The organism is Jannaschia sp. S6380, from assembly GCF_023015695.1.
In the GTDB taxonomy this organism is placed as follows: Bacteria; Pseudomonadota; Alphaproteobacteria; order Rhodobacterales; family Rhodobacteraceae; genus Jannaschia.
Genome location: NZ_JALKAS010000001.1, coordinates 1,735,385 through 1,758,432 on the forward strand (window position 1 = coordinate 1,735,385; position 23,048 = coordinate 1,758,432).

Annotated in this window: 23 protein-coding genes; 7 read left to right on the plus strand and 16 right to left on the minus strand. The window is 68.8% G+C overall.

The annotated features are described in order from the left end of the window. The first annotated feature begins 11 nt into the window (after positions 1-11). From ppsR to idi, 5 genes are all read left to right on the plus strand, one after another. Positions 12-1,436: a transcriptional regulator PpsR gene (gene ppsR / locus MWU52_RS08920; protein ID WP_246951204.1), complete on the plus strand. Its 1,425-nt coding sequence runs from the start codon at positions 12-14 to the stop codon at positions 1,434-1,436. Between the two features lie 69 nt (positions 1,437-1,505). Continuing rightward, a complete protein-coding gene (gene chlG, locus MWU52_RS08925; RefSeq protein ID WP_246951205.1) occupies positions 1,506-2,414 on the plus strand; it encodes a chlorophyll synthase ChlG in 909 nt (302 codons plus the stop codon). Further along, positions 2,411-3,694 carry a BCD family MFS transporter gene (locus MWU52_RS08930; RefSeq protein ID WP_246952832.1) on the plus strand — a complete coding sequence of 428 codons (1,284 nt, stop codon included), beginning with the start codon at positions 2,411-2,413 and terminating at the stop codon, positions 3,692-3,694. Before chlG ends, MWU52_RS08930 begins: the two co-directional genes overlap by 4 nt. Before the next feature lie 2 nt (positions 3,695-3,696). Beyond that, a complete protein-coding gene (locus MWU52_RS08935) occupies positions 3,697-4,875 on the plus strand; it encodes a geranylgeranyl diphosphate reductase (protein WP_246951206.1) in 1,179 nt (392 codons plus the stop codon). Further along, positions 4,872-5,396 carry an isopentenyl-diphosphate Delta-isomerase gene (gene idi / locus MWU52_RS08940; RefSeq protein WP_246951207.1) on the plus strand — a complete coding sequence of 175 codons (525 nt, stop codon included), beginning with the start codon at positions 4,872-4,874 and terminating at the stop codon, positions 5,394-5,396. The genes MWU52_RS08935 and idi overlap by 4 nt, the downstream gene beginning before the upstream one ends. A gap of 10 nt (positions 5,397-5,406) precedes the next feature. On the opposite strand, the gene dxs is transcribed toward idi, so the two are convergent. The 13 genes from dxs to MWU52_RS09005 form a co-directional block, all read right to left on the minus strand. Then, positions 5,407-7,338 carry a 1-deoxy-D-xylulose-5-phosphate synthase gene (dxs, locus tag MWU52_RS08945; protein ID WP_246951209.1) on the minus strand — a complete coding sequence of 644 codons (1,932 nt, stop codon included), beginning with the start codon at positions 7,336-7,338 and terminating at the stop codon, positions 5,407-5,409. 101 nt (positions 7,339-7,439) lie between these two features. Beyond that, positions 7,440-7,682, minus strand: coding sequence for an RC-LH1 core complex protein PufX (gene pufX / locus MWU52_RS08950; RefSeq protein ID WP_246951211.1), 243 nt, complete (start codon positions 7,680-7,682; stop codon positions 7,440-7,442). 11 nt (positions 7,683-7,693) lie between these two features. After that, the gene (pufM, locus tag MWU52_RS08955; RefSeq protein ID WP_246951213.1) at positions 7,694-8,620 is read right to left on the minus strand and encodes a photosynthetic reaction center subunit M; all 927 of its coding nucleotides are present in this window, start codon (positions 8,618-8,620) and stop codon (positions 7,694-7,696) included. A 14-nt stretch (positions 8,621-8,634) separates the two neighbouring features. Further along, positions 8,635-9,465, minus strand: a complete 831-nt coding sequence (pufL, locus tag MWU52_RS08960) for a photosynthetic reaction center subunit L (RefSeq protein WP_246951215.1) — start codon at positions 9,463-9,465, stop codon at positions 8,635-8,637. A 126-nt stretch (positions 9,466-9,591) separates the two neighbouring features. After that, a complete protein-coding gene (gene pufA, locus MWU52_RS08965) occupies positions 9,592-9,765 on the minus strand; it encodes a light-harvesting antenna LH1, alpha subunit (RefSeq protein ID WP_246951216.1) in 174 nt (57 codons plus the stop codon). A 9-nt stretch (positions 9,766-9,774) separates the two neighbouring features. Continuing rightward, complete coding sequence (gene pufB, locus MWU52_RS08970) at positions 9,775-9,930, minus strand: light-harvesting antenna LH1, beta subunit (RefSeq protein WP_246951217.1); 156 nt, start codon at positions 9,928-9,930, stop codon at positions 9,775-9,777. A gap of 118 nt (positions 9,931-10,048) precedes the next feature. Continuing rightward, positions 10,049-10,276 carry a cytochrome PufQ gene (gene pufQ, locus MWU52_RS08975; protein WP_246951218.1) on the minus strand — a complete coding sequence of 76 codons (228 nt, stop codon included), beginning with the start codon at positions 10,274-10,276 and terminating at the stop codon, positions 10,049-10,051. Continuing rightward, complete coding sequence (gene bchZ, locus MWU52_RS08980; RefSeq protein ID WP_246951219.1) at positions 10,273-11,754, minus strand: chlorophyllide a reductase subunit Z; 1,482 nt, start codon at positions 11,752-11,754, stop codon at positions 10,273-10,275. The genes pufQ and bchZ overlap by 4 nt, the downstream gene beginning before the upstream one ends. A gap of 49 nt (positions 11,755-11,803) precedes the next feature. Continuing rightward, entirely contained in the window at positions 11,804-13,246 is a 1,443-nt protein-coding gene (gene bchY, locus MWU52_RS08985) for a chlorophyllide a reductase subunit Y (protein WP_246952834.1), read from the minus strand. Between the two features lie 88 nt (positions 13,247-13,334). Next, positions 13,335-14,336 carry a chlorophyllide a reductase iron protein subunit X gene (locus MWU52_RS08990; RefSeq protein WP_246951220.1) on the minus strand — a complete coding sequence of 334 codons (1,002 nt, stop codon included), beginning with the start codon at positions 14,334-14,336 and terminating at the stop codon, positions 13,335-13,337. Then, positions 14,333-15,274: a chlorophyll synthesis pathway protein BchC gene (bchC, locus tag MWU52_RS08995; protein WP_246951222.1), complete on the minus strand. Its 942-nt coding sequence runs from the start codon at positions 15,272-15,274 to the stop codon at positions 14,333-14,335. Before bchC ends, MWU52_RS08990 begins: the two co-directional genes overlap by 4 nt. 115 nt (positions 15,275-15,389) lie before the next feature. Beyond that, positions 15,390-16,523: an acetylserotonin O-methyltransferase gene (locus MWU52_RS09000; protein ID WP_246951224.1), complete on the minus strand. Its 1,134-nt coding sequence runs from the start codon at positions 16,521-16,523 to the stop codon at positions 15,390-15,392. Then, a complete protein-coding gene (locus MWU52_RS09005) occupies positions 16,510-17,403 on the minus strand; it encodes a polyprenyl synthetase family protein (RefSeq protein WP_246951225.1) in 894 nt (297 codons plus the stop codon). Before MWU52_RS09005 ends, MWU52_RS09000 begins: the two co-directional genes overlap by 14 nt. Positions 17,404-17,512: 109 nt before the next feature. Here MWU52_RS09005 and crtD point away from each other — a divergent pair, with 109 nt between their 5' ends. Continuing rightward, positions 17,513-19,060, plus strand: coding sequence for a 1-hydroxycarotenoid 3,4-desaturase CrtD (gene crtD, locus MWU52_RS09010; protein ID WP_246951227.1), 1,548 nt, complete (start codon positions 17,513-17,515; stop codon positions 19,058-19,060). Then, the gene (gene crtC, locus MWU52_RS09015; protein WP_246952837.1) at positions 19,015-19,896 is read left to right on the plus strand and encodes a carotenoid 1,2-hydratase; all 882 of its coding nucleotides are present in this window, start codon (positions 19,015-19,017) and stop codon (positions 19,894-19,896) included. The genes crtD and crtC overlap by 46 nt, the downstream gene beginning before the upstream one ends. On the opposite strand, the gene MWU52_RS09020 is transcribed toward crtC, so the two are convergent. From MWU52_RS09020 to MWU52_RS09030, 3 genes are read right to left on the minus strand one after another with little or no spacing between them, the layout of a single operon-like run. Then, complete coding sequence (locus tag MWU52_RS09020; RefSeq protein ID WP_246951229.1) at positions 19,887-20,366, minus strand: TspO/MBR family protein; 480 nt, start codon at positions 20,364-20,366, stop codon at positions 19,887-19,889. The two genes, crtC and MWU52_RS09020, sit on opposite strands and share 10 nt — an antisense overlap. A gap of 25 nt (positions 20,367-20,391) precedes the next feature. After that, positions 20,392-21,423 carry a 15-cis-phytoene synthase gene (gene crtB / locus MWU52_RS09025; RefSeq protein WP_246951231.1) on the minus strand — a complete coding sequence of 344 codons (1,032 nt, stop codon included), beginning with the start codon at positions 21,421-21,423 and terminating at the stop codon, positions 20,392-20,394. Then, positions 21,420-22,952: a phytoene desaturase gene (locus tag MWU52_RS09030; RefSeq protein WP_246952839.1), complete on the minus strand. Its 1,533-nt coding sequence runs from the start codon at positions 22,950-22,952 to the stop codon at positions 21,420-21,422. Before MWU52_RS09030 ends, crtB begins: the two co-directional genes overlap by 4 nt. Positions 22,953-23,048 lie beyond the last annotated feature (96 nt).

Sequence of the window (23,048 nt, forward strand, 5' to 3'; positions counted from 1 at the left end):
ACGAGGCGCCGATGACATCCCGAAGCAGCGAAGACTGGGATATCGGTGCCATGCCCCTCGTCGCACCCGAAACCCTGGATGGGATCGTCACGGCTCTGGCGGACATGGCCTTGGTCGTCACCGCCGACGGGCATGTCCGCTCCGTCCTGGCCGAGCCACGGGACGGGACGGAGGTGGAGCCGGCCCGCTGGCGCGATGAGGATCTTCGCACGTTCCTGACCGTCGAAAGCGTTCCGAAATTCGAGGCCGCGCTCGATCGCGCCGCCTCGGCGACCGGCGACGCCCGACCGGTCGAACTCAACCATGTCGACCCGGTCGACAAGGCCGAGTTGCCGATCGCCTATACCTTCCATCCGCTGGGCGGCGAGGCCGGTATCCTGATGCTGGGACGCGACCTGCGCCCCGTCTCGGCCATGCAGCAGCAACTGGTGGATGCGCAGATCGCGCTTGAAGGCGACTACGAGCGTCAGCGCGAATACGATACCCGCTTTCGCGTCCTGCTGGCCGCATCGCGCGACGCGGTCCTGATCGTGTCGGTCGCCGATGGCCGCATCGTCGAGGCCAACGGCGTCGCCGCCGGCCTGCTGGGCCGCAGCGTCGAGGAACTGACCGGTCAGGAGATCGTGACGGTCTTCGACGACCGCGGCCGCGGCGAGTTCATGGCCGACATGGCAGCCTCGGCCCTGGCCGAAGGGGCGAGCCCGATCGGCGTCACGGCCCGCGACACCCGCCGCGCCCTGAAGGCGACGCCGTCCTTCTTTCGCGCCGCGGGCAACCGGATGATGCTGTGCCGACTGGAGGCGCAGGACCATGCCGAGGCCCCGACCGACGATCTGGCGCGCGGTCTGTCCGACCTCTACGATTTCGCGCCTGAGGCGATCGTATTCGTCGACCGCGACGGCACCATCGTGTCCGCGAACGAGGCCTTCTTGAACATGACGGAGACCGGCCATGACGTCGCCATCCGGAACCGGTCCATCGCCGATTACCTGGGCCGCGGAATCGTCGACATGAAGGTTCTGCTGGAAAACGCGACCCGGCAGGGGCGGATGCGCCTCTACTCCACCAAGCTGAATGGCCAGTACAGGGCCCAGCGCGCGGTCGAGATCTCGGCCACCGCCCTGGTCGATGCGCGCAATCCGGGTTTCGTCCTCGTCATGCGCGACGCGACCGTCGGTGACACCGCCCGCGCCTTGCAGGGGGGCGACGGGGCCCAGGATGCGTCGCGTTCGGTGGTCGATCTGGTCGGCAGCGCGTCCCTCAAGGAGATCGTGGCCGACACGACCGAGGTGATCGAGAAGGTCTGCATCGAGGCGGCGGTGGGCCTGACCTCGAACAATCGCGTCGCTGCGGCCGAGATGCTGGGCCTCTCGCGGCAATCCCTCTACGTCAAGCTTCGCAAGTACGGCATGGTCTCGCGCGGCGAGGAGGACTGACGCCTCACGGTTTGCTGTAACGTGATGTTTACACTTGTCGGATCACGGACGTCCATTTAACCTGACATTATGAGAGCGACTGCCGTCCTTCCGGCCGGCCGCTGGCCCGAACCGGCGGCGATGCTGCGGCTGCTCAAGCCGATCACGTGGTTCCCCCCCATGTGGGCATATCTCTGCGGCACCGTCTCCTCGGGCATGTCCCCCACCGGGAGCTGGGGCCTGATCCTCCTCGGCGTCGTTCTTGCCGGCCCGATCGTCTGCGGGATGAGCCAGGCCGCGAATGACTGGTGCGACCGCCATGTCGACGCAATCAACGAACCCGATCGTCCGATTCCGTCGGGCCGCGTTCCGGGTCGATGGGGCCTGGGCATCGCGCTGGCCATCACGGTGCTGGCACTCGTCGTCGGGTATCAGCTCGGCCCTTGGGGGTTCGGCGCGACCATCGTCGGCGTGGCCGCCGCCTGGGCCTATTCGGCGGAGCCCGTCCGGCTCAAACGATCAGGATGGTGGGGGCCCGGCCTCGTCGGCCTCTGCTACGAAGGGCTGCCCTGGATCACGGGCGCCGCCGTCCTGTCGGCGGGCGCGCCCGGCTGGCCCGTCGTCGCGGTGGCGCTCCTCTATGCGGCAGGGGCGCACGGGATCATGACGCTGAACGATTTCAAGGCGCTCGACGGCGACCGCCGGATGGGCGTCAACTCCCTTCCCGTAACGCTCGGCCCGGATCGCGCGGCGCGCGTCGCCTGCTGGACGATGGCCGTCCCGCAAGTCGCGGTGGCCGCGCTCCTGCTTCACTGGGACCGTCCGCTCCACGCCGCCGCCATCGCCGCGCTGCTGTTGGGGCAGATGCTGGCGATGCGCGTGCTGCTGACCGATCCGCGCGGCCGGGCCCCCTGGTACAACGCCACCGGCATCACCCTTTATGTCTCGGGCATGATGATCGCGGCCTTCGCGCTGCGCAGCTTCGGGGGCTTGGCCTGATGCTGGGCTGGGTCCAGATCGTCCGTCTGGGCCTGGTGCAGATGGCGCTGGGCGCGATCGTCGTGCTGACCACCTCGACCCTGAACCGGGTGATGGTGGTCGAGCTTGCCCTGCCCGCCACCCTGCCCGGCCTGCTGGTCGGTCTGCACTACGGCATCCAGATCACCCGCCCGAACTGGGGTTTCCGATCCGATACCGGCGGGGACCGCACCCGCTGGATCGTCGCGGGCATGGCGGTGCTGGCCCTGGGCGCGACGGGCGCCGCATGGGCGGTGCTGCTGTTCGAGGGGGCTGTCCTCTTGGGCATGATCGTCTCGCTTCTGGCCTATACGCTGATCGGGGTCGGCGTGGGCGCGTCGGGCACCTCGCTTCTCGCCCTGCTCGCGACCGCCACGGCGCCCGAGCGGCGCGCGGCGGCGGCCATGATCGTCTGGCTGATGATGATCTTCGGCATCGCGATGACGGCGGGCGTGGTGGGAACGCTGCTGGATCCCTATTCCCACGGTCTGCTGGTCCGCGTCGTGGGCACGGTCTCGCTGCTGGCGGTCCTGCTGGCCGGCCTTGCCGTCTACGGGATCGAGCGACGGACCGTGGCGCCCCGCGAGCCCGACCCCGCCCCGTTCCGCCAGGGCCTGCGCGAGGTCTGGGCCGAACGGCGAACGCGGCATTTCACCATCTTCGTGTTCCTGTCGATGACGGCCTATTTCATGCAGGAACTGATACTGGAGCCCTATGCCGGCCTCGTGTTCGGCCTGACCCCGGGCGAGACGACGACGCTCAGCGGTGCACAAAACGGCGGTGTCTTCCTCGGCATGCTGGCCGTGGGCCTTCTGCTGTCGGGCTTTCGCATCGGTGGCCTGCGCGGCTGGATCGTTCTGGGTTGCCTCGGCTCCTGCGCGGCACTGGCCGTCATCGCCTCGATCGGGCCTATGGGCGCGCGGGACCTGCTGCTGCCTTCGGTCGTGGCGCTGGGCCTCTTCAACGGGATGTTCGCCGTGGCTGCCATCGGCGCGATGATGGCGCTTGCCGGCCAGGGTCGGGACCGGCGCGAGGGCACGCGCATGGGTCTCTGGGGCGCGGCGCAGGCCTGTGCCGCGGGCTTCGGCGGGCTGGCCGGCGCGGCGCTGGTCGACCTCGCCCGCGCGGCCCTGACCACCGATGCCCAGGCCTTCGGCACCGTGTTCCTGTTCGAAGCGGGCCTCTTCGTCGCCGCCGCCTGGATGGCGGCCATCATCATCGACGGTCGGCGCAGCGCCCCCGTCGTCATACCGGGGGAATGACCATGTTCGACGTCGTCGTCATTGGCGCGGGTCCGGCCGGCGCCACCGCCGCAGAAGATCTCGCACGATCCGGCCGCAAGGTCGCCTTTCTGGACCGCGCCGGGCGGATCAAGCCTTGCGGCGGCGCCATTCCGCCCCGGCTGGTTCAGGACTTCGCCATCACCGACGACCAGATCGTCGCCCGCATCGCCACCGCGCGCATGATCTCGCCCACCGGGCGCCGCGTCGATATCCCGATCGAGAACGGCTATGTCGGCATGGTCGACCGCGAGCATTTCGATGCCTTCCTGCGCGACCGCGCCGAACAGGCCGGCGCCACCCGCGTCACGGGCACGTTCCAGGCCATCGAACGCGACGCCGACGGCACGCATGTCCGTTACCGCGACAAGGCCAGCGGCCGGACCGAACGCCTGACCACCCGCCTGATCGTGGGCGCGGACGGGGCCCGCTCGGCCGTCGCGCGGGCCGAGGTTCCCGGCGGCGACACCATCCCCTACGTCATCGCCTACCACGAAGTGATCGAGGCGCCCGAACCAACCCCCGGCTACGACCCGAAACGCTGCGACGTGATCTATGACGGCGCGATCTCGCCCGACTTCTACGGCTGGGTCTTTCCGCATGGCGGCCAGGCCAGCGTCGGCATGGGCACCCAGGTGCCCGGCGTCGACCTGAAACGCGCCACCGCCGACCTGCGCGCCGCCGCGGGCCTCGCCGATTGCCGCACCATCCGCCGCGAGGGCGCGCCGATCCCGCTCAAGCCGCTGGATCGCTGGGACAACGGCCGCGACGTGGTGCTGGCCGGCGACGCGGCGGGCGTGGTCGCGCCGTCTTCGGGCGAGGGGATCTACTACGCCATGGTCGGCGGACGGGTCGCGGCGAGTGCTGCCGCCGCCATGCTGACGACCGGACGCGTCCGCGACCTGCAACTGGCCCGCCGCCTGTTCATGCGCGAGCACAAACAGGTGTTCCGCGTCCTGGGCGCCATGCAGAACGCCTATTATCGAAGCGACGAACGCCGCGAACGGTTCGTATCGCTCTGCCACGATATCGACGTCCAACGTCTGACCTTCGAGGCCTACATGAACAAGCGTCTCGTCAAGGCGCGGCCCATGGCGCATCTGAAGATCGGGCTGAAGAACCTGGCCCATCTGTCGCGCCTGGTGGCCGCAACCCGCACGTGACGGCGCGGATCCCGGCCTGGGTCGGCGACACGCTCATGCCGGTCGACAAGCTGGAAGTGCATCGCCGCGGATTGCGTCACATGGCGGTCTCGGTCTTCGTGGTCGACCGGCGCCGGCTTCTCGTCCAGCAGCGCGCCCTCGCAAAATACCATACGCCGGGCCTCTGGGCGAACACCTGCTGCACCCACCCGCACTGGCAGGAACATCCCGACGACTGCGCCGCCCGACGCCTGGGCGAGGAGCTGGGCATCACCGACCTGCCCCTGCGCCATCGCGGGCGGCTGGAATACCGCGCCGAAGTCGGCGGCGGCATGATCGAGCACGAGGTGGTCGATATCTACCTTGGGCATTCGGACCCGTCGCTGCGGATCGAACCCGACCCGGCGGAGGTGCAGGACACCGACTGGATCGATCTCGACGTCCTGGCCGGTCAGGCCGAGCGCAAGCCGGAACGTTTCACGCCCTGGCTGCGGATCTACCTGAAGAACCACCTGCGCACCATCTTCGGCACGCTGCACTGACCGAACCTTGTCAGTCGGCCATCGGACGGGCCATGGCCGGGCGGATGCCGGCGGCCTCCAGCGCGGTGGCCGCGATGTCGGTCGCCGTCAGGCCCGCGTCGGCGTACATCGCGGCCGGCGCGGCCTGTTCGATGAACCGGTCCGGCAGCGTCATGCAGCGGATGGCGCAGCGCCCGTCCAGAAGCCCCTCGTTCGCCAGATAGTGCAGTACGGCTGCCCCGAACCCGCCGCGCGCGCCCTGCTCCACCGTGATCAGCGCGTCGTGGTCGCGCAACAGTCGGCGCACCAGCGCGCGGTCCAGCGGCTTGGCGAAGCGGGCATCGGCCACCGTGGGCGTGACACCGAAGCGAGACATCTCCTCGGCCGCTTCCAGACAGGTTGCCAGATGCGCGCCCAGCGACAGCAGCGCGATGCCCTTCCCCTCGCGGACGATCCGGCCCTTGCCGATCTCGAGCACCCGCCCACGCTCGGGCATGTCGACGCCCACCCCCTCGCCGCGGGGATAGCGGAAGGCGATCGGTCCGGCGTCGTGGGCGGCGGCGGTGGCGACCATATGCACCAGCTCGGCCTCGTCGGCGGCGGCCATGACGGTGAAGTTGGGCAGGTTCGACAGGTAGGCCAGGTCGAACGCACCGGCATGGGTCGCCCCGTCGGCCCCCACCAGGCCCGCGCGGTCGATGGCGAAGCGCACGGGCAGGTTCTGCAGGGCCACGTCGTGGACGATCTGGTCGTAGCCGCGCTGCAGGAAGGTCGAATAGATCGCGCAGAACGGCCGCAGCCCGCTCGCCGCCAGTCCGGCGGCGAAGGTCACGCCGTGTTGCTCGGCGATGCCGACGTCGAAGACGCGGTCCGGCATCGCCTCGGCCAGGATGTTCAGGCCCGTTCCCGACGGCATCGCCGCGGTCACCGCGACGATCCGCGGGTCGTCGCGGGCCGCCTCGCGGAGCGCCGCGCCGAACACCTTGGTATAGCCGGGCGCGTTCGGACGGGCCTTGGCCTGGGTGCCGGTCGCGGGGTCGAACCTGGCGACCCCGTGATAGCGGTCGGCGGCATTCTCGGCCGGGGCGTATCCGCGTCCCTTGACCGTGCAGCAATGGATCAGGACGGGCCCCGTCGCGCGCGTCCGCGCGGCCCGGAACGCGCCCAGAAGCTGGGTCATGTCATGGCCGTCGATCGGACCCAGATACTGAAACCCCAGCTCCTCGAACAGCGTGCCGTCGCCGCCCGGCATCCGCCCCGTCACCAGCGCCCGTGCGCGGCGGGCATGGTCACGCAGCGGCCCCGGAAGCGTCGTCTCGAACCCCTCGGCCATCCGGTGCAGCGCGCCCATGGGCCCGTCATAGAGGCCGGACATGTAGCGCGACATCGCGCCCACCGGCGGGGCGATCGACATCTCGTTGTCGTTCAGGATCACGAACAGGCGCCGGCCCGATGCACCCGCGTTGTTCATCGCCTCGTAGGCCATGCCCGCGCTGATCGCACCGTCCCCGATCACGGCGATGGAATCGCCGGTGTCCATCCCCATGTCGCGTCCGACCGCGAAGCCCAGCGCCGCCGAGATCGAGGTCGAGGAATGTGCCGCGCCGAACGGGTCGTATTCGCTTTCGGATCGTTTGGTGAACCCGCTCAGCCCGCCCTCCTGGCGCAGCGTGCGGATCCGGTCGCGCCGTCCGGTCAGGATCTTGTGTGGGTAGCATTGGTGCCCGACATCCCAGATCAGCTTGTCGCGCGGTGTATCGAACACGGCGTGCAGCGCGACGGTCATCTCTACCACGCCCAGCGACGATCCCAAATGCCCGCCCGTCTCGGACACGGCCGAGATCGTCTCGGCCCGCAACTCCCGGGCCAGCGCGGCCAGGGCTTCGTCGGGCAGGCGCCGCAGGTCGGCCGGTTGCGCTATTGCGTCCAGCAAGGTGGGCGATTTGGATCTATCGGAACACATGGCGACCTCCGGTCTGGAAGGGCCGGGCACGGCGGGCGTGCCGGGCAGATGCCGGGGGCGGCGTCTACGGACCCCGCCGCCAGCGCGGGCCATCCCAGGGCCTAGAGGACGTCTTGCGTGACCGGCCCCGGCAGAACGACCGAGGAGGTGGGCGTCGGGTCCCAGGCCTCTTTCGACTCGGGCGGCAGCAGGCGGCTGACGCCCAGGAGGATCCAGCCCAGGATCAGGATCGCGAAGCACAGGATCGCGGCATAGGCCGCCCCCTTCAGCATCAGCGCCAGTACATCGGCCCGCAACCGGAAGCCGCCTGTGGACGTCTTGAGGTAGTCGTGATTGTCGCTCATCTCATCGCTCCCTATTCCAGCGGCGCATAGCCGTGCTCCTGCGCCCAGACATACCAGTTGTCGACGACGGTGCCCGTCAGCAGGATGCCGATGCCGCCGGTCAGCGTGGTCAGCACCGCGAACCACCACGCCCAGCGGTGGATCCCCTCCATCGAGGCGTTGAACCCCATGGTCCAGCGCCAGAACAGCGAGGCGCGTTCCGTGGCCGTGCCTCGGTCGACGATCTGCTCGATCTCGCGCTCGCCGCCGAAGCGGCTGACGGCGAGGATCGTGGCACCATGCATCGCGAAGAGAAGCGCCGAACCATAGAGGAACACGATCGAGAGCGCGTGGAACGGGTTGTAGAACAGGTTCCCGTAGGTGATCGAGAACAGGTTCGTCCAATCCAGATGCGGGAAGATGCCGTAGGGCACCATCTCGGACCAGGATCCCATCAGTAGGGGCCGGAACAGGCCCAGCACCAGAAACAGCCAGATCGCCGAGGCGAAGGCCCAGCTGACATGCTTGCCCAGACCCAGCTCCTCGGCCCGGAGGTAGGTGCGGATCCACCAGCAGATCACGCTGACCAGCAGGAAGAACGACGCGATAAGGAAGTATCCCCCCTCGCCCATCGGCGGGATGCCCAGCCCGTATTCCGGCGAGGGCGGCTCCAGCGCTAGCCAGAACAGGTCACGGATGAACAGCGCCGGGTTGTAGCCGACCTGGTGCCAGAACGACATGCCGACCATGAAGAACCACGCGAACCCGGTGGCCAGCGACACCACCCCGAACACGCCCAGGTGAATCGGCCCCAGCTGCGCGTTCCCGAAGGTGCCCAGCAGTTGCGAGAACCGCGCGGACCGCGTCCGTTCCTGCCCCAGATTGGCGGGTGTGATCACGCCCATCTCGGGGGGACCCTGAACCTGCACCTGGGTGAAGATGTTCTGATATTCAGCCATTGCTCATATCCCCCTTACAGATCCGCCCACCAGGGCAGCAAAGCGTACCAGTCCCACCAGACGATCCATTCGTCGAACCAGATCGTCCCCGAGATCACGATGCAGATCGCGCTCCAGAACCCGGCATTCAGCGCCAGGAACAGTCCCAGTCGGTGGATACCCAGCGGGCCGATGGAATAACCGATCAGATCGCGGAAATAGGTGTCCTCGTGATCGGGCGACTTCACCAGCTCACCCTTGCCCGGATTGACCGCCGACAGCACCAGCGAGCCGTGCAGCGCCAGCGCGAAGCACGTCGTGAAGAAGAACGTGATCGCGATCATGTGCGCGGGGTTGTAGTGGAAGTTGCCGTAGGCGTAGCCCACGTTGTTCACCCAATCGAGATGGCTCCAGATGCCATAGGGAAAGCCGTGCCCCCATGCGCCCATCAGGACGGGCCGGATCACCACCAGCGTGACATAGGCCAGGATTGCTATGGAAAAGGCGAAGGGCACGTGGAAGCCCATGCCCAGCTTTCGGCAGATCTCCACCTGGCGCAACGCCCAGCTGCAGAATGCCCCGATCGCGCAGATCGTGATCATCTGCCAGAGCCCGCCCTCGCCCAGCGGCGCGAAGGCCAGCCCGTATTCCAAAGGCGGTGGATCGATCGAGATGAGCCACGGATTCCAGGTGTCGCCCAGCGACGCCCCGTAGAAGATCAGCAGCGTCCCCAGGATTGCGAAGAACGCGGTCGTGACGCCGAAGAAGCCGACGAAGAACGGCCCGATCCAGAAATCGAACAGATCGCCGCCCACGAGCGTCCCGCCCCGGACGCGGTATTTTCTCTCGAAGTTGAGCTGAGCCATCGTCCCACTCCTTGGCGTCGCGGCCGGCCCGGGTCGGGTGGCGGCCGTTCATGTGTCTGGGGTTCGCTGCGGCCGGGATCCCGGGGGGATCGCGCCCGCAGCGGTCTTATCGGATCGCCGAACGGTTCATTCGGCGATGACGACCACCTCTTCGGCGAACGCGCGCTCGAACCAGTTCGTCTGTGGATTGCTCAGCAGGACGAGATGAATCATCACCGCCAGCAGGAACAGAAAGACGCCCTGGAATACGAAGACGCGACGCGGATCGAAGATCAGCCATATCTTGTAGAACTGTGCCATCGCGCCCCCCTACCAAGCGAACCAGGGAAGCCGGATGTACGTGAGGATATGCGCGACGACCGCCACAAGCGTGAAGATCGCGAAACCACTCATATACACCGAATGCAGCTCCTGGGCCTGCTCGTCAGTGAGACCCGTGAACGACAGGTCGGTCTTATCAGCCATGTTTTTCCTCCGGAAAAAACAACTGGAGCCGCGCACGCCCCGCGACCGGGCTATGACGGGGGCTCATCCCCCGCATCCATCCACCGTCCCGTCAGGGGGGCGGATATCCGTGTTTCAGTCACCCGCAGAAAATCATCGGGGTGATGGTGCGGGCGTGCCCGCGCGCGACGGCCACCGGGCCGCAGTCCCGCCGCGGCATCAGCCGCAGCATCGACAGCGCCCAGCACAGCAGCGCCGCGGGCAACGTCAGCAGGAAGATCAGCGCGAAATAGAACCGGTATTCCATCCGGTCGTCGGTCGCGCGCCTATGGGTGTCGACGGGGGTGTCCGTGGTCAGGGTGGTCATGATCGCTCCTCCCAGTGATCGGCCGGTGTGGCATCGGGGTTCAGCCGCGCGACGGTCTCGCGAACGACGCGGTCGCCGCCATCGGCCAGCGCCGCGCGCTCGGCCGCGTCGCGCAGGGACTTGGCGGCGGAAATACGGGTCAGGATTGGATGCGTGGCGACGATGTCGTCCAGCAGGCGCTGCGCGTCCGCATCCCACGGGAAATCGCGGCGCAGCGTCGTGGGCGTGGCCTCGGCCGCATCCATCTCGCTGCCCAGCGGCAGGATGTGGAACAGCGCGTCGAACAGGCCGTTGCACACTTCCTGCAACAGGTAGGTCGCGCCGGCATAGCCCATGAACGGCGTCCCCGTGGCCCGCCGGATCGCGGCGCCCGGAAAGCTCGCGGCCAGGAAGGTCGGCGCGGGGCCATGTCCGCCCGCCAACTCGGCCAGGTACATCTTCTCGTTGATCGACCCCATCAGGACGAGGGGGCGCGTCTTCGCGATCAGCGACCGAACCTCCTCGTTGTTGGTCTTGGTCCCGGCGCTGCGCGAGATCGCGAAGGCGCAGGGCAGGCCCAGATCGTCCTCGAGGTACTTGCGGATGCCGCGGGCATAGGTCTCGTTCGCGACGATCCCGAAGGACGCGGTGGCGAAGAAGTCCTGCGTCACCGACCGCCACAGGTCCCAGACCGGCTTGATGGTCGAATGCTTCTCGCGTTCGATGAACGGTTCGGGATCCAGCCCCAGCATCTCGCCTAGGCGGCGCAGGAACCTGGTCGTGCTGTCGATCCCGACCGGCGCCTGAAGGTACGGCTTGCCCAGCACCTCGCAGAGGCCGCGCCCGAACTCCCGGTACATGCAGATATTGGCGTCCGCGTTAACGAGGTTCCGCATCTCGGCCACATGCGCACCCAGCGGCATCACCATGTTGACCGTGCAGCCTATCCCCTCGACCAGCCGCCGAATTTCGGCCAGGTCCGAGGGCATGTTGAACGTGCCGTACATCGGCCCCAGGATGTTGACGCGCGGGGCCATGCCCTCGTCGCGCTTGGTCTCCTTCGGCATCCGGCCCTTGGTCATCCCGAACTCGGTGAAGAGCCAGGTCATCGCCCGATCGGCGGCCTGCCACTGATCCTCGTCGATGGTGCGCGGCAGGAACCGCTGGATGTTCGTCCCCATCGGCGTGACGCCGCCGCCGATCATCTCGGCGATGGATCCGGTCACGACGACCGCCGGCAACGCGGGGTCCAGCGTGCCCCAGGCCCGCTTCATCGCGCCCTCGGTCCCGTCGCGGCCCAGCTCCTCCTCGCCCAGGCCCGTCACCACGATGGGCAATTCATGCGGCGGCAGCGCGTCGGTATAGTGCAGCACGCTCGTCACCGGCAGGTTTTCGCAGCCCACTGGCCCGTCGATCACGCATTGCAGGCCCTTCACCGCGCAGAACGCGTAGACCGCGCCCCAATAGCCGCCCGCCCGGTCGTGATCCTGGATCAGCATGGCGCATCTCCGTCACGTCCGATGGGCATCCGCGAACCGGAATGGCGGGTCATATCATCGCCTCCGCCGCTTCCGCGCGCTTGCGCTTCTCGATCTTCTTGAGGTTCAGCGCCCGGAATTGCGGCTGCAGGTTCGGCGCGCCTTCCCAGATACCGGCCGTATCGGCCTCGCCCACACCCTCGAAGAACGCCTTCATGTCGGTCATCCGCGTGCCGTTCCCGATGGCCGCGTTGACCACCTCGGCCAGCGACCCGGCCCCGGCCACGCCCATCAGGGGCCGCGCGGAGATCAGGTTTGTGAAATAAAGTGCCGGAATCCCCAGCGCCTTCGCCTTCTGGACCACCGGCGTCGTCCCGATGGCAAGGTTCGGATGCAGCCCCTCCATCGCGGCCAGGTCATCCTCCAACGAGGCCCGGAACTTCACCTCGGCCCCATGCGCCGTCAGCCAATCGACATCCGCCTCGGACCACGGCGTCTTCGGGCAGGCCGTTCCGACATAGGGGACGTCCGCGCCGCTCTCGATCAACAGACGCGCCACCAGAAGCTCGCTGCCCTCGTAGCCCGAGACGGTGATCGTCCCGTCGATCGGTGCCCCGGCCAGCGCGCCCTTGATCGCGGGCAGGGCCGCGTTCTGCGCCGCCTCGATCTGCCCGGCGGAAATCCCGAATGCCGCCCCGATCGCCGCCAGCCATGCGGCGGTGCCGTCATGGCCCACCGGCGCGGATCCGATGATCGGCCGGCCCGCCGCCTCGAACTCCCGGATCGCGGCGGTGTAGAACGGATGGATCGCGGCTACCGCCCCGCAATCGAGCGCGGCGTAAAGCTCCCGCCATTCGCGGCACGGCACCACCGGCCCCGCCGCGAGGCCCATCGGCTCCAGCATCCGCCCGATCATCATCGGATCGGCCGGGAACATCTCGCCCAGAAGCGTCACCGTCGGCCGGTCCGATTTGCCGCCGACCGGCGCGGGCACCGGCCCGGCCTCCACCTCGGCGCGGGCATAGTTCAGCATCGCACCGGCGAGGACGTCCTTCGCCTCGGCATGGGTCGGGATGCCGAAGCCCGGCACATCGATCCCCACGATACGCACGCCGTTGATCTCCGTCGGCAGAAGCCGCAGCGGCACGCCGGATGCGGTCGGCACGCAGAGGTTCGTCACCACGATGGCGTCGAACCGGTCCGGGTCGGCCATCTCGTGCACGGATTCGCGGATGTCCTCGAACAGCTTGCCCGTCACCAGCGTCTCGGAATTGAACGGGACATAGCCGACCGAGCGCCGCGCGCCGTAGAAGTGGCTCACGAAGGTCAGGCCATAGACGCAGCAGGCCGAGCCCGACAGGATCGTGGCCGTCCGCCGCATCCGCAGCCCGACGCGCAGCGATCCGAAGGCCGGGCACATGCTCTGCGGCCGGTCGTGCGGGCCTTGCGGATAGTCCTTCGCGTATTGGTCCAGGATCTCGGACTGGCCCGCCGCCGCGGCGGCCGCGCGCATCTCGTCGCCGGAATGGCAGCCGCCCGCCTCGACCGCCGTGACCGTCACGGCGCCATCCGGGTCGTGGCCGACCTCGTATCCGGCGCGCTCAGGCGTCATCGTAGACGACCTCCAGGCTTTCGGTCCGGACCGCGTTCTTGCCGCGCATGTCGGCATCCGTGGCCGGCTCCAGCACGACGTCGCCGCCGGTCTCGGACGCATCGAACAGGCCCAGAAGCCCGTCCTGGTCCAGCGGCGCGGGCCGCACCGGCGGGGCCACCGCGACGTTGTCTCCCAGCGACGCGAACAGGGCACCCCATTCGCTCTCCTCGGTGCCGACGATCTGATAGTTTGCAGATTTCTTGCGCAAATCGTCGTTCTGAGGAATCGCGGCCAGTACGGGGATCTTGACCGCCTCGGCAAAGGCCTTCGCCTCGCCTGAGCCGTCATCCTTGTTAATGACCAGCCCCGCGACGCCGACGTTTCCGCCCAACTTGCGGAAATATTCCACCGCCGAGCAGACGTTGTTGGCCACGTACAGCGATTGCAGGTCGTTGGACGCGACCAGGATGACCTTCTGCGCCATGTCCCGCGCGATCGGCAGGCCGAAGCCGCCGCAGACCACGTCGCCCAGGAAGTCGAGCAGCACGTAGTCGAAGTCCCAGTCGTGGAAGCCCAGCTTCTCCAAAAGCTCGAAGCCGTGGATGATGCCGCGCCCGCCGCAGCCGCGCCCGACCTCCGGCCCGCCCAGCTCCATCGCGAAGACGCCGCCGCGCTTGAAGCAGACATCGCCGATCTTGACCTCCTCGCCCGCGAGCTTCTTGGCCGAGGACGTCTCGATGATCGTGGGACATGCCTTGCCGCCGAACAGCAGCGATGTCGTGTCCGATTTCGGGTCGCAGCCGATCAGCAGGACGCGCTTGCCCTGTTCGGCCATCATGTGGCTGAGGTTGGCCAGCGTGAACGACTTGCCGATGCCGCCCTTGCCGTAGATCGCGATGATCTGCGTCTTGGAGGTCGGCTCGTCGGACACGATGTCGGCCAGATCCTCGGCCGCCTCGTCGCGCAGCCGCTGGTCGAAATCCTTCAGGTTCGGAACGTCGAGGCTCATGGGGTCGCACTCCAATCCAGGATCATCTTCAGGCAGTCGGGGTCTTCGAACGCCTGCGCATAGGCCTCAGGGGCCTCGGCGGCGGGACGAGTGTGGGTGATGAGGTCGTCGAGGCGCAGGCTCCCGCTCTCGATCAGGGCGCGGGTCGCGATCAGGTCATCGCGCGTCCACTCCGCGGCGATGCGCAGGCGCGCCTCCTTCATGAAGGCCGGCGCGAAGGCGAAGGCGACGGGTTGCGCGTAGAAGCCCGCCAGCACGACCTCGCCGCCACGCGCCAGACGTCCGATCAGCCGGTCCAGCACGGCCGCGTCGCCCGATGCGTCGTAGATCGACCGGTAATCGCGGCGCGGATCGTCGTCGGGATGGATGACTGCATAATCCTCGGCACCAAGGCGCCGGGCGGGCGAGATCTCCCACACCGTGGGCGGCGGCGCGCCGGCGGCGACGGTCAGCCGCGCCAGCAATCGCCCGAGGACGCCGTGGCCGACGATCAGGTCGGGCACGGCGTGGCCGGGCCCGGCCATCGCGTGACGGGCGGTTGCGGCAAGCGCCAGCAGCGCGCCTTCGTCGCCGGTCCCCGGATCAAGGCGCATGACCCTGTCGGCGGCGGTCACGACACGCCGCGCTGCCCCGCCAAACAATCCCTGCGCGCCGCGATAGCAACTCGCGCCGGGTACGAAGACCAGGTCGCCGACGCTATGCGTCGTCCGCGATCCCGCTTCGACGACATGTCCGACCGCCTCGTATCCCGGCACCAGTGGATATCCCATGCCCGGAAACGGCGGCATGTCCCCGGACCAGAACAGCTTTTCCGTCCCCGAGGAGATCCCCGAGGCCGTGACATCGACCACTAGATCGCCGTCGCCCGGCGGATCGATGGGCAGATTGTCCACGCGGATCGCCCTAGGTCCGTTCAGTATGACAGCCGTGCTTTCCATCTCGACCTCCAACCCGGCCTACGCCTTCGTGCGGCATGGACCCGACTCCGGCAGGTCCGTTCTGTCAGCTTAGACGGACATCAGATTATGTCAACTTAGTTAGACACCGCGCTTGTCAGGGGCGCCGACAAGTCAGGACCGATGTGATGTAGGGGCGCGGTGCCCGCTGCGGCCGCATCGCGCGAAACCCGACGTCGCGGCACAGCCCGGCCAGTTCGTCGGCGGACCGGGTTCGGCCGGTCCCCATGGCCACGGTATAGATCGCAAAATAAGCATCGCCCGCGCGCGCCGGCCGTGCCCCGCCCGACATCGGTTCGGATATCAGGAGCAGCCCGCCCGGGGGCAGCGCCTCGTACGCGGCGGCGAGCAGGGCGCGCACGGTTTCGTCGGAGTGGTCGTAGAGGACGCGGACCAGGCTGATCGCGTCGCAGCCCTTGGGCAGAGGATCATCGCGGAACGATCCGGGATGCACGGTGACCCGATCGCGCAGGTCCGGCGCCTCAAGGGCGGCGAGCCCGGACGTCACGACGTCGGGCAGATCCAGCAGCGACAGTCGCAGATGCGGATGGCGCCGCCCCGCCGCCGCCAGGAACAGGCCGGTGCCGCCGCCCACGTCCAACAGCCGCTTCACACCGGAGAGGTCGCAGGCGTCCAACGTGTCGCGCGCGACCAGATCCAGGCTGCGCGCCATCAGGTCTGAATAGCGGTCTACCGCGGCCCCGTCATCGGCGGCGCGGTCGCCAAGGACATAGGGCCAGAATGCCGCGACCTCGGTCGCCGTCTCGCCCCGGAAGAAGGCCACCGGGTCCGACAGGTCGCGATAGAGCGCGCGGTGATGGCGGATCATGTCGCAGAGACCGGGGACCCCCAGGAGTGCCGCGCCCTTGCGGGTCAACGCGAACCGGTCCGAACGACGCCGCCGCAATAGCCCCAGGGCCGCCCCGGCATTCAGCAGGACGCGCATGCGCTCGGCCGGCACGCCGCGCGACTGGGCCAGATCCGCGATGGTGGCATCGCCGTCAAGCATGGGCGCGAGGACGTCGAACTCGACCAGCGCGGCCAGAACCTGGCTGTGACAGAACCCGGCCACCAGGTCGAACAGCGCCGCCCCGTCGCGTCGAACCAGCCCGCGCGTCGGCGGAAACCGTGCCGCCCAATTCTGGAACCTCGGATTGGCGATCAGCCGCGCGCGCCAGCCCGTCAGGGGCCAGGCGCGCCGCCGCGGCGGGGGTCCGTCAAGCGTGACCATTCCGGCCCAGGGCGCCCGGTGCGACCGATGTGGTGGCCGGCATCAACCGACGCGCCTGCGCCTGCACCATGCGGGCCAGCATCGCCTCGCCGGGGCAGGACGGGATCGAGGCGATGGCCCCGCCCAATATGTCCTTCAGTCGCGCGACGGCACCGTCCAGACCCAGTTCCCGCACGGCGTTGGGGCGGTCATGACGCCCATCCTGATCGGCCGGCTTGCCGAGATCGTCCGCGTCGCCGCAGGCATCGCGCAGATCGTCGGCGACCTGAAACGCCTCGCCGATGCGCAGGCCCAGTTCCTCCCACGGGTCGGGGTCGTGACCGGCCGCGATGGCGCCCATCTGCGTCGCCGCGACGAACAGCGCGCCGGTCTTGGCACGATGATACGCGCCCAGGTCGATCTCGGCTTCGCTTTCCCATCCCTGCCCGGCGCAGATGCCGCCCGGCATGCCGGTCCGTCGCGCCAGTGACAGCACCAGCTGCGAGGACCGCATCGGATCGACCGTGGCGGCACGGGCGAGGATCTCGAACGCCAGGACGATCAGGCTGTCCCCGGCCAGCACGGCCAGTGGCTCCGAATAGGCACGATGGACGGACGGCTTGCCGCGTCGGGTATCCGCGTCGTCGAAGCAGGGCAGATCGTCGTGAACGAGCGACGCGCAGTGGATAAGTTCCAGCGCGCAAGCGGCGGCATTCGTAATTTCGGGCCGATCGTCGCCGCAGGCGGTCGCCACACCCAGCAGGATGGTCGGCCGAATCCGCGCGCCCCCGGGCAGGATGGCATGGTCGATGGCCGCCGCCAGCCGCGCGGGCGGGGCACCGGATCGGACATGCCGCAAGGCGCCGAGGATCGTGGGTTCGATACGGGTACTGACGGTCATCACGCGCCCCTTGTGTAAACAAACGGAAGCGCAAACTGCCCCGGTTGTGTAAATCAAACTGGACACTTTGCCAGTTCGAGTCAACAATTCCACCGAGAGGATGAGGCGAATGGCGGAAGATTACGACGTCATGGTGATCGGCGCCGGGATCGGCGGGATCGCCGCTGCGCTCTGTCTGGCGCATCATGGCCGCCGCGTGCTCGTCCTGGAACGACACGGCCATCCCGGCGGCAAGATCCGGACCCTGGACACCCCGGCCGGCCCCGTGGATTCCGGCCCGACGGTCCTGACCATGCGCGACGTGTTCGAGGATCTGTTCACCTCGGTCGAGGAGCGGCTGTCCGATCATGTCGAGCTGACCCGCCTGCCAATCATCGCGCGACATTTCTGGCCGGACGGAACGCGGTTGGACCTGACCGACGATGCCGAACAGAACGTCGGGCATGTCGCCGCTGCCATGGGCCGGCCGGCGGCACGGCAGTTCCGGGCCATGGCACGCCGCGCGTCGGGCCTGTTCGTCGGGTTCGAGGGACCGGTGATGCAGTCCCCGCAACCCTCCATCACTGCCTTGACGGCGCGCGTTCTGCGCCGGCCGCGCCTGATACGGGCGATGGCGCCGCATCGCAGCCTTGCTGGAATGTTGCGAAATCGGCTGGACGACCCCCGCCTGGCACAGCTCTTCGGGCGTTACGCGACCTATGTCGGCGGGATGCCCGATGCCGCGCCCGCGATCCTCGCGCTCATCTACCACGCCGAAGCGTCCGGGGTCTGGACCCCGAAAGGCGGCATGCAGGCCCTGCCCGCGGCGATGGCGGCGCTCGCCCGCCGGAAAGGGGCGGTGTTCCAGTATCGGACCGACGCCGGCGCGATCCGGCGGTCCGACGATGGCGGCCTTATTGTAGAGACCGATCGCGGCCCCCGAACGGCCACCACGGTCATCTTCAACGGCGACCCCCGGGCGCTGACGACCGGTCGACACGGGCCCGAAGTCGCGGGTGCCGTGCCGCGCGGGGCGACCGAACCCCGCAGCCTGTCGGCCTGCGTCCTGAGCTTCTCGGCCCGCGCCCGGGGGGTGGAGCTGTCGCATCACAACGTTTTCTTCGGCGACGCGCCGGGGGCGGAGTTCGACGATCTGGCGCAGGCCCGCCTGCCGCAGGACCCGACCCTGTATGTCTGCGCGCAGGATGCGAACCGGCCCAATGCGCCGGGCCGGTTCGAGATCATCATGAACGCCCCGGCGGGCCTTCGCGAAAGGAACGACCTCGCATGCCTCGATCACATCCTCGCGCGGCTGGCGCGCTTCGGCCTGACCTTCCATCCCCGGCCCGGCCCGGAAAGCCTGACGATGCCGCGCGATTTCGACCGACTCTTCCCGCACAGCCTGGGCGCGCTCTACGGCCGGGCGCCGCAGGGGCTCGATGCGACGTTCCGGCGACCGACGGCGCGCAGCCGGATACCCGGACTCTATCTGGCGGGCGGGGGGACGCATCCCGGGGCCGGGGTGCCGATGGCGACCCTCTCCGGCCGGCACGCGGCCGCAGCGATACTTCGGGACCTGCCTTCGACGTCGACGTCCCGCCCGGCGGCTATGCCTGGTGGTATGTCGACGGGATCAGCGATGACGGCCGGCGCGCCATCTCGGTCATCGGCTTCATAGGGTCCGTCTTCTCGCCCTGGTACGCGTGGTCGGGTCGACGCTCGCCGCAGGATCACTGCTGCATCAACGTCGCGACCTACGGGCCGGCCGGGCGCTTCGCGATGACCGATCGCGGCCGCGCGGCACTGCGGCAGTCGCCCGACGCCCTGACCGTCGGTCCGTCCGAAATGCGGTGGCATGGCGACCGGCTGGTCATGGATCTGGACGAGATCGCATCGCCCCCTCGCATCGGGCGCATCCGGGGCACGGTCACGCTGACGCCCGGCGCGGTGACGGGGGTGGAGCTGTCGCTGTCGCGATCCGGCGGCCATGTCTGGCGCCCCTTCGCCCCGGTCGCGCGGATCGCGGTCGATCTGGAGGCGGAAGGATGGCAGTGGGAGGGGCACGGCTATCTGGATGCGAATTTCGGCGACCGCGCCCTGGAACGCGATTTCGACTTCTGGACCTGGGGCCGGTATCCGACGCCGGATGGCGGCGCGCTCGTCGTCTATGACGCCGCACGCAGCGATGGCACATCGCTCGACGCGGCGTTCCGCTTTGCGGCCGACGGCACCGCGCGGGCTGCGACGGCGCCGCCGCGGACGGCGATGCGGCGCAGCGGTTGGGGCGTGCGCCGGGCGACCCGTGCGGATCCCGGCACGGTACCGCGTCAGGTCATGCCGATGCTCGACGCGCCTTTCTATGCAAGATCGGTTGTCGCCACGACCATCGACGGCGCGCGGCTGCGTGGCGTGCATGAGGCGCTGGACCTGCGCCGCTTCGCCTCGCCGCTCATCAAGCCGATGCTGGCACTTCGCGTGCCGCGTCGGCGGGGTTGGCCGACGGATCAGGCCTGATCGGGGCGCAGCGGCCGCACGTCGGGGTTCAGGCGGATCATCGCCGCGTTCAACGCGGTCGCGACCGTGACCCAAGCCAGATACGGCAGGAACGCCAGGCCCGCCCACAGGCTGAGCTGCCAATGCGCGATCGTCGCCCCGAGGACCGCAAGCCAGAGAACACCGACCACCAGCAGCGCCGATTTCATCCGCCGAAGTCCGAAGAACACCGGTGTCCAGAGCGCGCTGGCCGCCGACTGCAGCGCCCAGAAGGCCAGGGCCAGACCGCTTCCATTCATCTGCGCGACATAGGCCCCCGCCGCCGAGATCAGCAGGTGGATCGTCGTCCAGGCGACCGGGAAGAGCCAGTCCGGCGGAACCCAGGACGGCTTGGCCAGACGGTCGTACCAGGCGCCCGGCGGGAACAGCGCGCCCGTCGCGGCCGTCGCCCCGCAGGCGGCCAGGAACAGCAGGAAGAACAAAAGATCCAAGGCAGCCTCCGGGCGAAACGAACCATCAGGTCAGATAGGTCGTCCCGCCCCCGCTGTCACGCGCCTTGAGGTCGGCCAGCACCGACAGCAGCGCACCCGTCCGCCCTTCGCCCCAATCGGCACGGGGTTCGGTCCGGGCGGCGGCGTCGACCAGATGCGCGACTTCGGGCAGGGGCCGGGCATAGATGACCGGCGATCGCGGCAGCACCAGGCTGCTGCCGGTCCGACCCGCAGACAGGGCGATCAGCGCCAGCTTCCGGGCCCTGCCGGTCCGCGCGCGGTGCGAGATCGTGTCGCAGCCGTTGCGCCGGATGGCGGCCCCTATCCCGCAATAGATGTGGCGCGCCGCATAGATGCCCATGCGTGCATCGGGCGGCAGGGCCGGTATGCCGGCATCGGCGCGGACATACAGCCGCCGCGCCTCGCTCAGCAGACGCCGCACCATCACGCGAACGGCAGGCGTGGCGGCCGGGTCCGCCAGGAACGCCGCGGGCGACAGGCCCGCCGCCTCCAGCCAGGAGAGCGGCAGGTAGATGCGGCCGGCGCGGGCATCCTCGCCCACATCGCGCGCGATGTTGGTCAGTTGCATCGCGACGCCCAGATCGCAGGCCCGCGCGAGGGCGCCGCGGTCGCGGACCCGCATCAGCACGCACATCATCGCACCCACGGCGCTGGCGACCCGCGCGGCATAGGCATGCAGTTCCGACATCGTGCGATATCGGCGGCCCGCCGCGTCCCAGGCCAGACCTTCCAGCAGAGCCTCGGGCAAGGCGCGGGGCATGTCGTATTCCGCGACGATGGCGGCAAAGGCGCGGTCCTCGGGCGCGTTCCGGGGCCGGCCTAGATAGGCCAGGTCGAGCCGGTCGCGCAGGGTCAGCACGGCGCGGGCCTTGTCGTGGCCCTCGTCGACCTCGTCATCGGCCAGGCGGCAGAAGGCGTAGAGGGCGAGCGCGGGGTCACGCACCCGCGCCGGCAGCAGGCGCGAGGCCGCGTGGAACGACAGCGACCCGGTGCGGATCGCGGCGCGGCAATGCGCGAGATCGTCCGCGCGGATCATTCGGCCGCCATCCGATGCGCGACCGGCGGCGCGTCCGGCACCAGCTGCGCCAGAACCTCGGCGCTGGAGATGACGCCGGGCAGGCCCGCGCCGGGATGGGTGCCGGCACCCACGAGGTAGAGGCCGCGTGCTTCCTCGCTGATATTGTGGGGGCGGAACCAGGCGCTCTGCAGGATCCGGGGTTCTATCGAGAAGCCGCAGCCCAAAGGCGAAAGATAGCGTTCGCGGAACGTGTCCGGCGTGAAGGTCATCGACGGGCCGATCCGATCCTCGAAACCTGGCATCAGCCGATCCAGGACGCGGACCATCCGCCGCCGATAGGGTTCGCGCATGGCGTCCCAGTCGACCGGATCATCGCCCCCCAGATGCGGAACCGGCGACAGCACGTAGAACGTGTCGTCGCCCGGTGGCGCCACGCCGGGGTCGGTCACCGACGGCCGGTGGACATAGACGCTCATGTCCTCGGAGAGTGTCTTGTGGCGGAAGACGTCGCGGAGCAGCCCGCGATAGCGCGGCCCGTTCAGGATGGTGTGATGCCCAACATCAATCCACCGCCCGGCGGTGCCCTTCGTTCCGAAATACCAAACGAACAGGCCCATGGACCAGGTCTTGCGGGTCAGCTTCCGGTCGGTCCAGCGCCGGCGCGGCCGGTCGCGCAGCAGATGGGCGTATGTGTGGCCCGGGTCGGCGTTGCTGACCACGATTTCGGCATCCAGCGCCTCGCCCGAGGCCAGGCGCACGCCCCGCGCGGCGCCGTCGTCGACAAGGATCCGATCGACCTGTGCGCCGGTCCGAACCTGACCGCCCTGCCTGCGGATCACCGCCGCCATGGCATCGGCGATCGCCTGCACGCCGCCCATCGCGTAATGCACGCCGAACGCCTTCTCGAGATGATTGACCAGCGTGTAGATCGACGTCACCCGCGTCGGATCCCCGCCGATGAACAGCGGATGAAACGACAGCGCCATCCGCAGCCGGGGGTCGCGCACGCGCGCCGCCACATGGGCATAGACCGACCGGTCGGCCCGCAGGCGCACGAAGGTCGGCAGCACCTTCACGATCTCCATCAGCCGATTCATGGGGCGGCGGCCAAGGTCCTCGAACCCGAAGGAATAGCGGGTCTCGCTCTCACGCAGGAACCTGACATAGCCGGCCACGTCGTCGGGGTTCAGGCGGGCGACCTCCTCGATCATCGCTTCGGTTTTGCCGCTCGCCCGGAAGCGGCTGCCGTCCGGCCACCGCACCTCGTAGAAGGGGTCCAGCGGGCGCAGGTCAACATCGCGGCGGAAATCCCGCCCGCAGGCGGCCCACAGCTCCTCGAAGACCTGCGGGACCGTCACGATGGTGGGGCCCAAATCGAACCGATGTCCGTCCCGCGTAATGGAGGAGCCACGCCCCCCAACCCGGTCCAGCCGGTCGAGGACGGTGACCCGATACCCCTTGGCGCCCAGCCGCATCGCCGCGGCCAACCCGCCGAGTCCGGCCCCGATGATCAGGGCATGCGCGGCGCGATCCGGCAGAGGAGGCATGGGTCGCTGGAACATGGCGTCAAAGATATTTGCGTAAACTAAAGTTTACAATCCCAAACCTTGCATGAGTCTGAAATTCGGTATGGTCACTGCAGT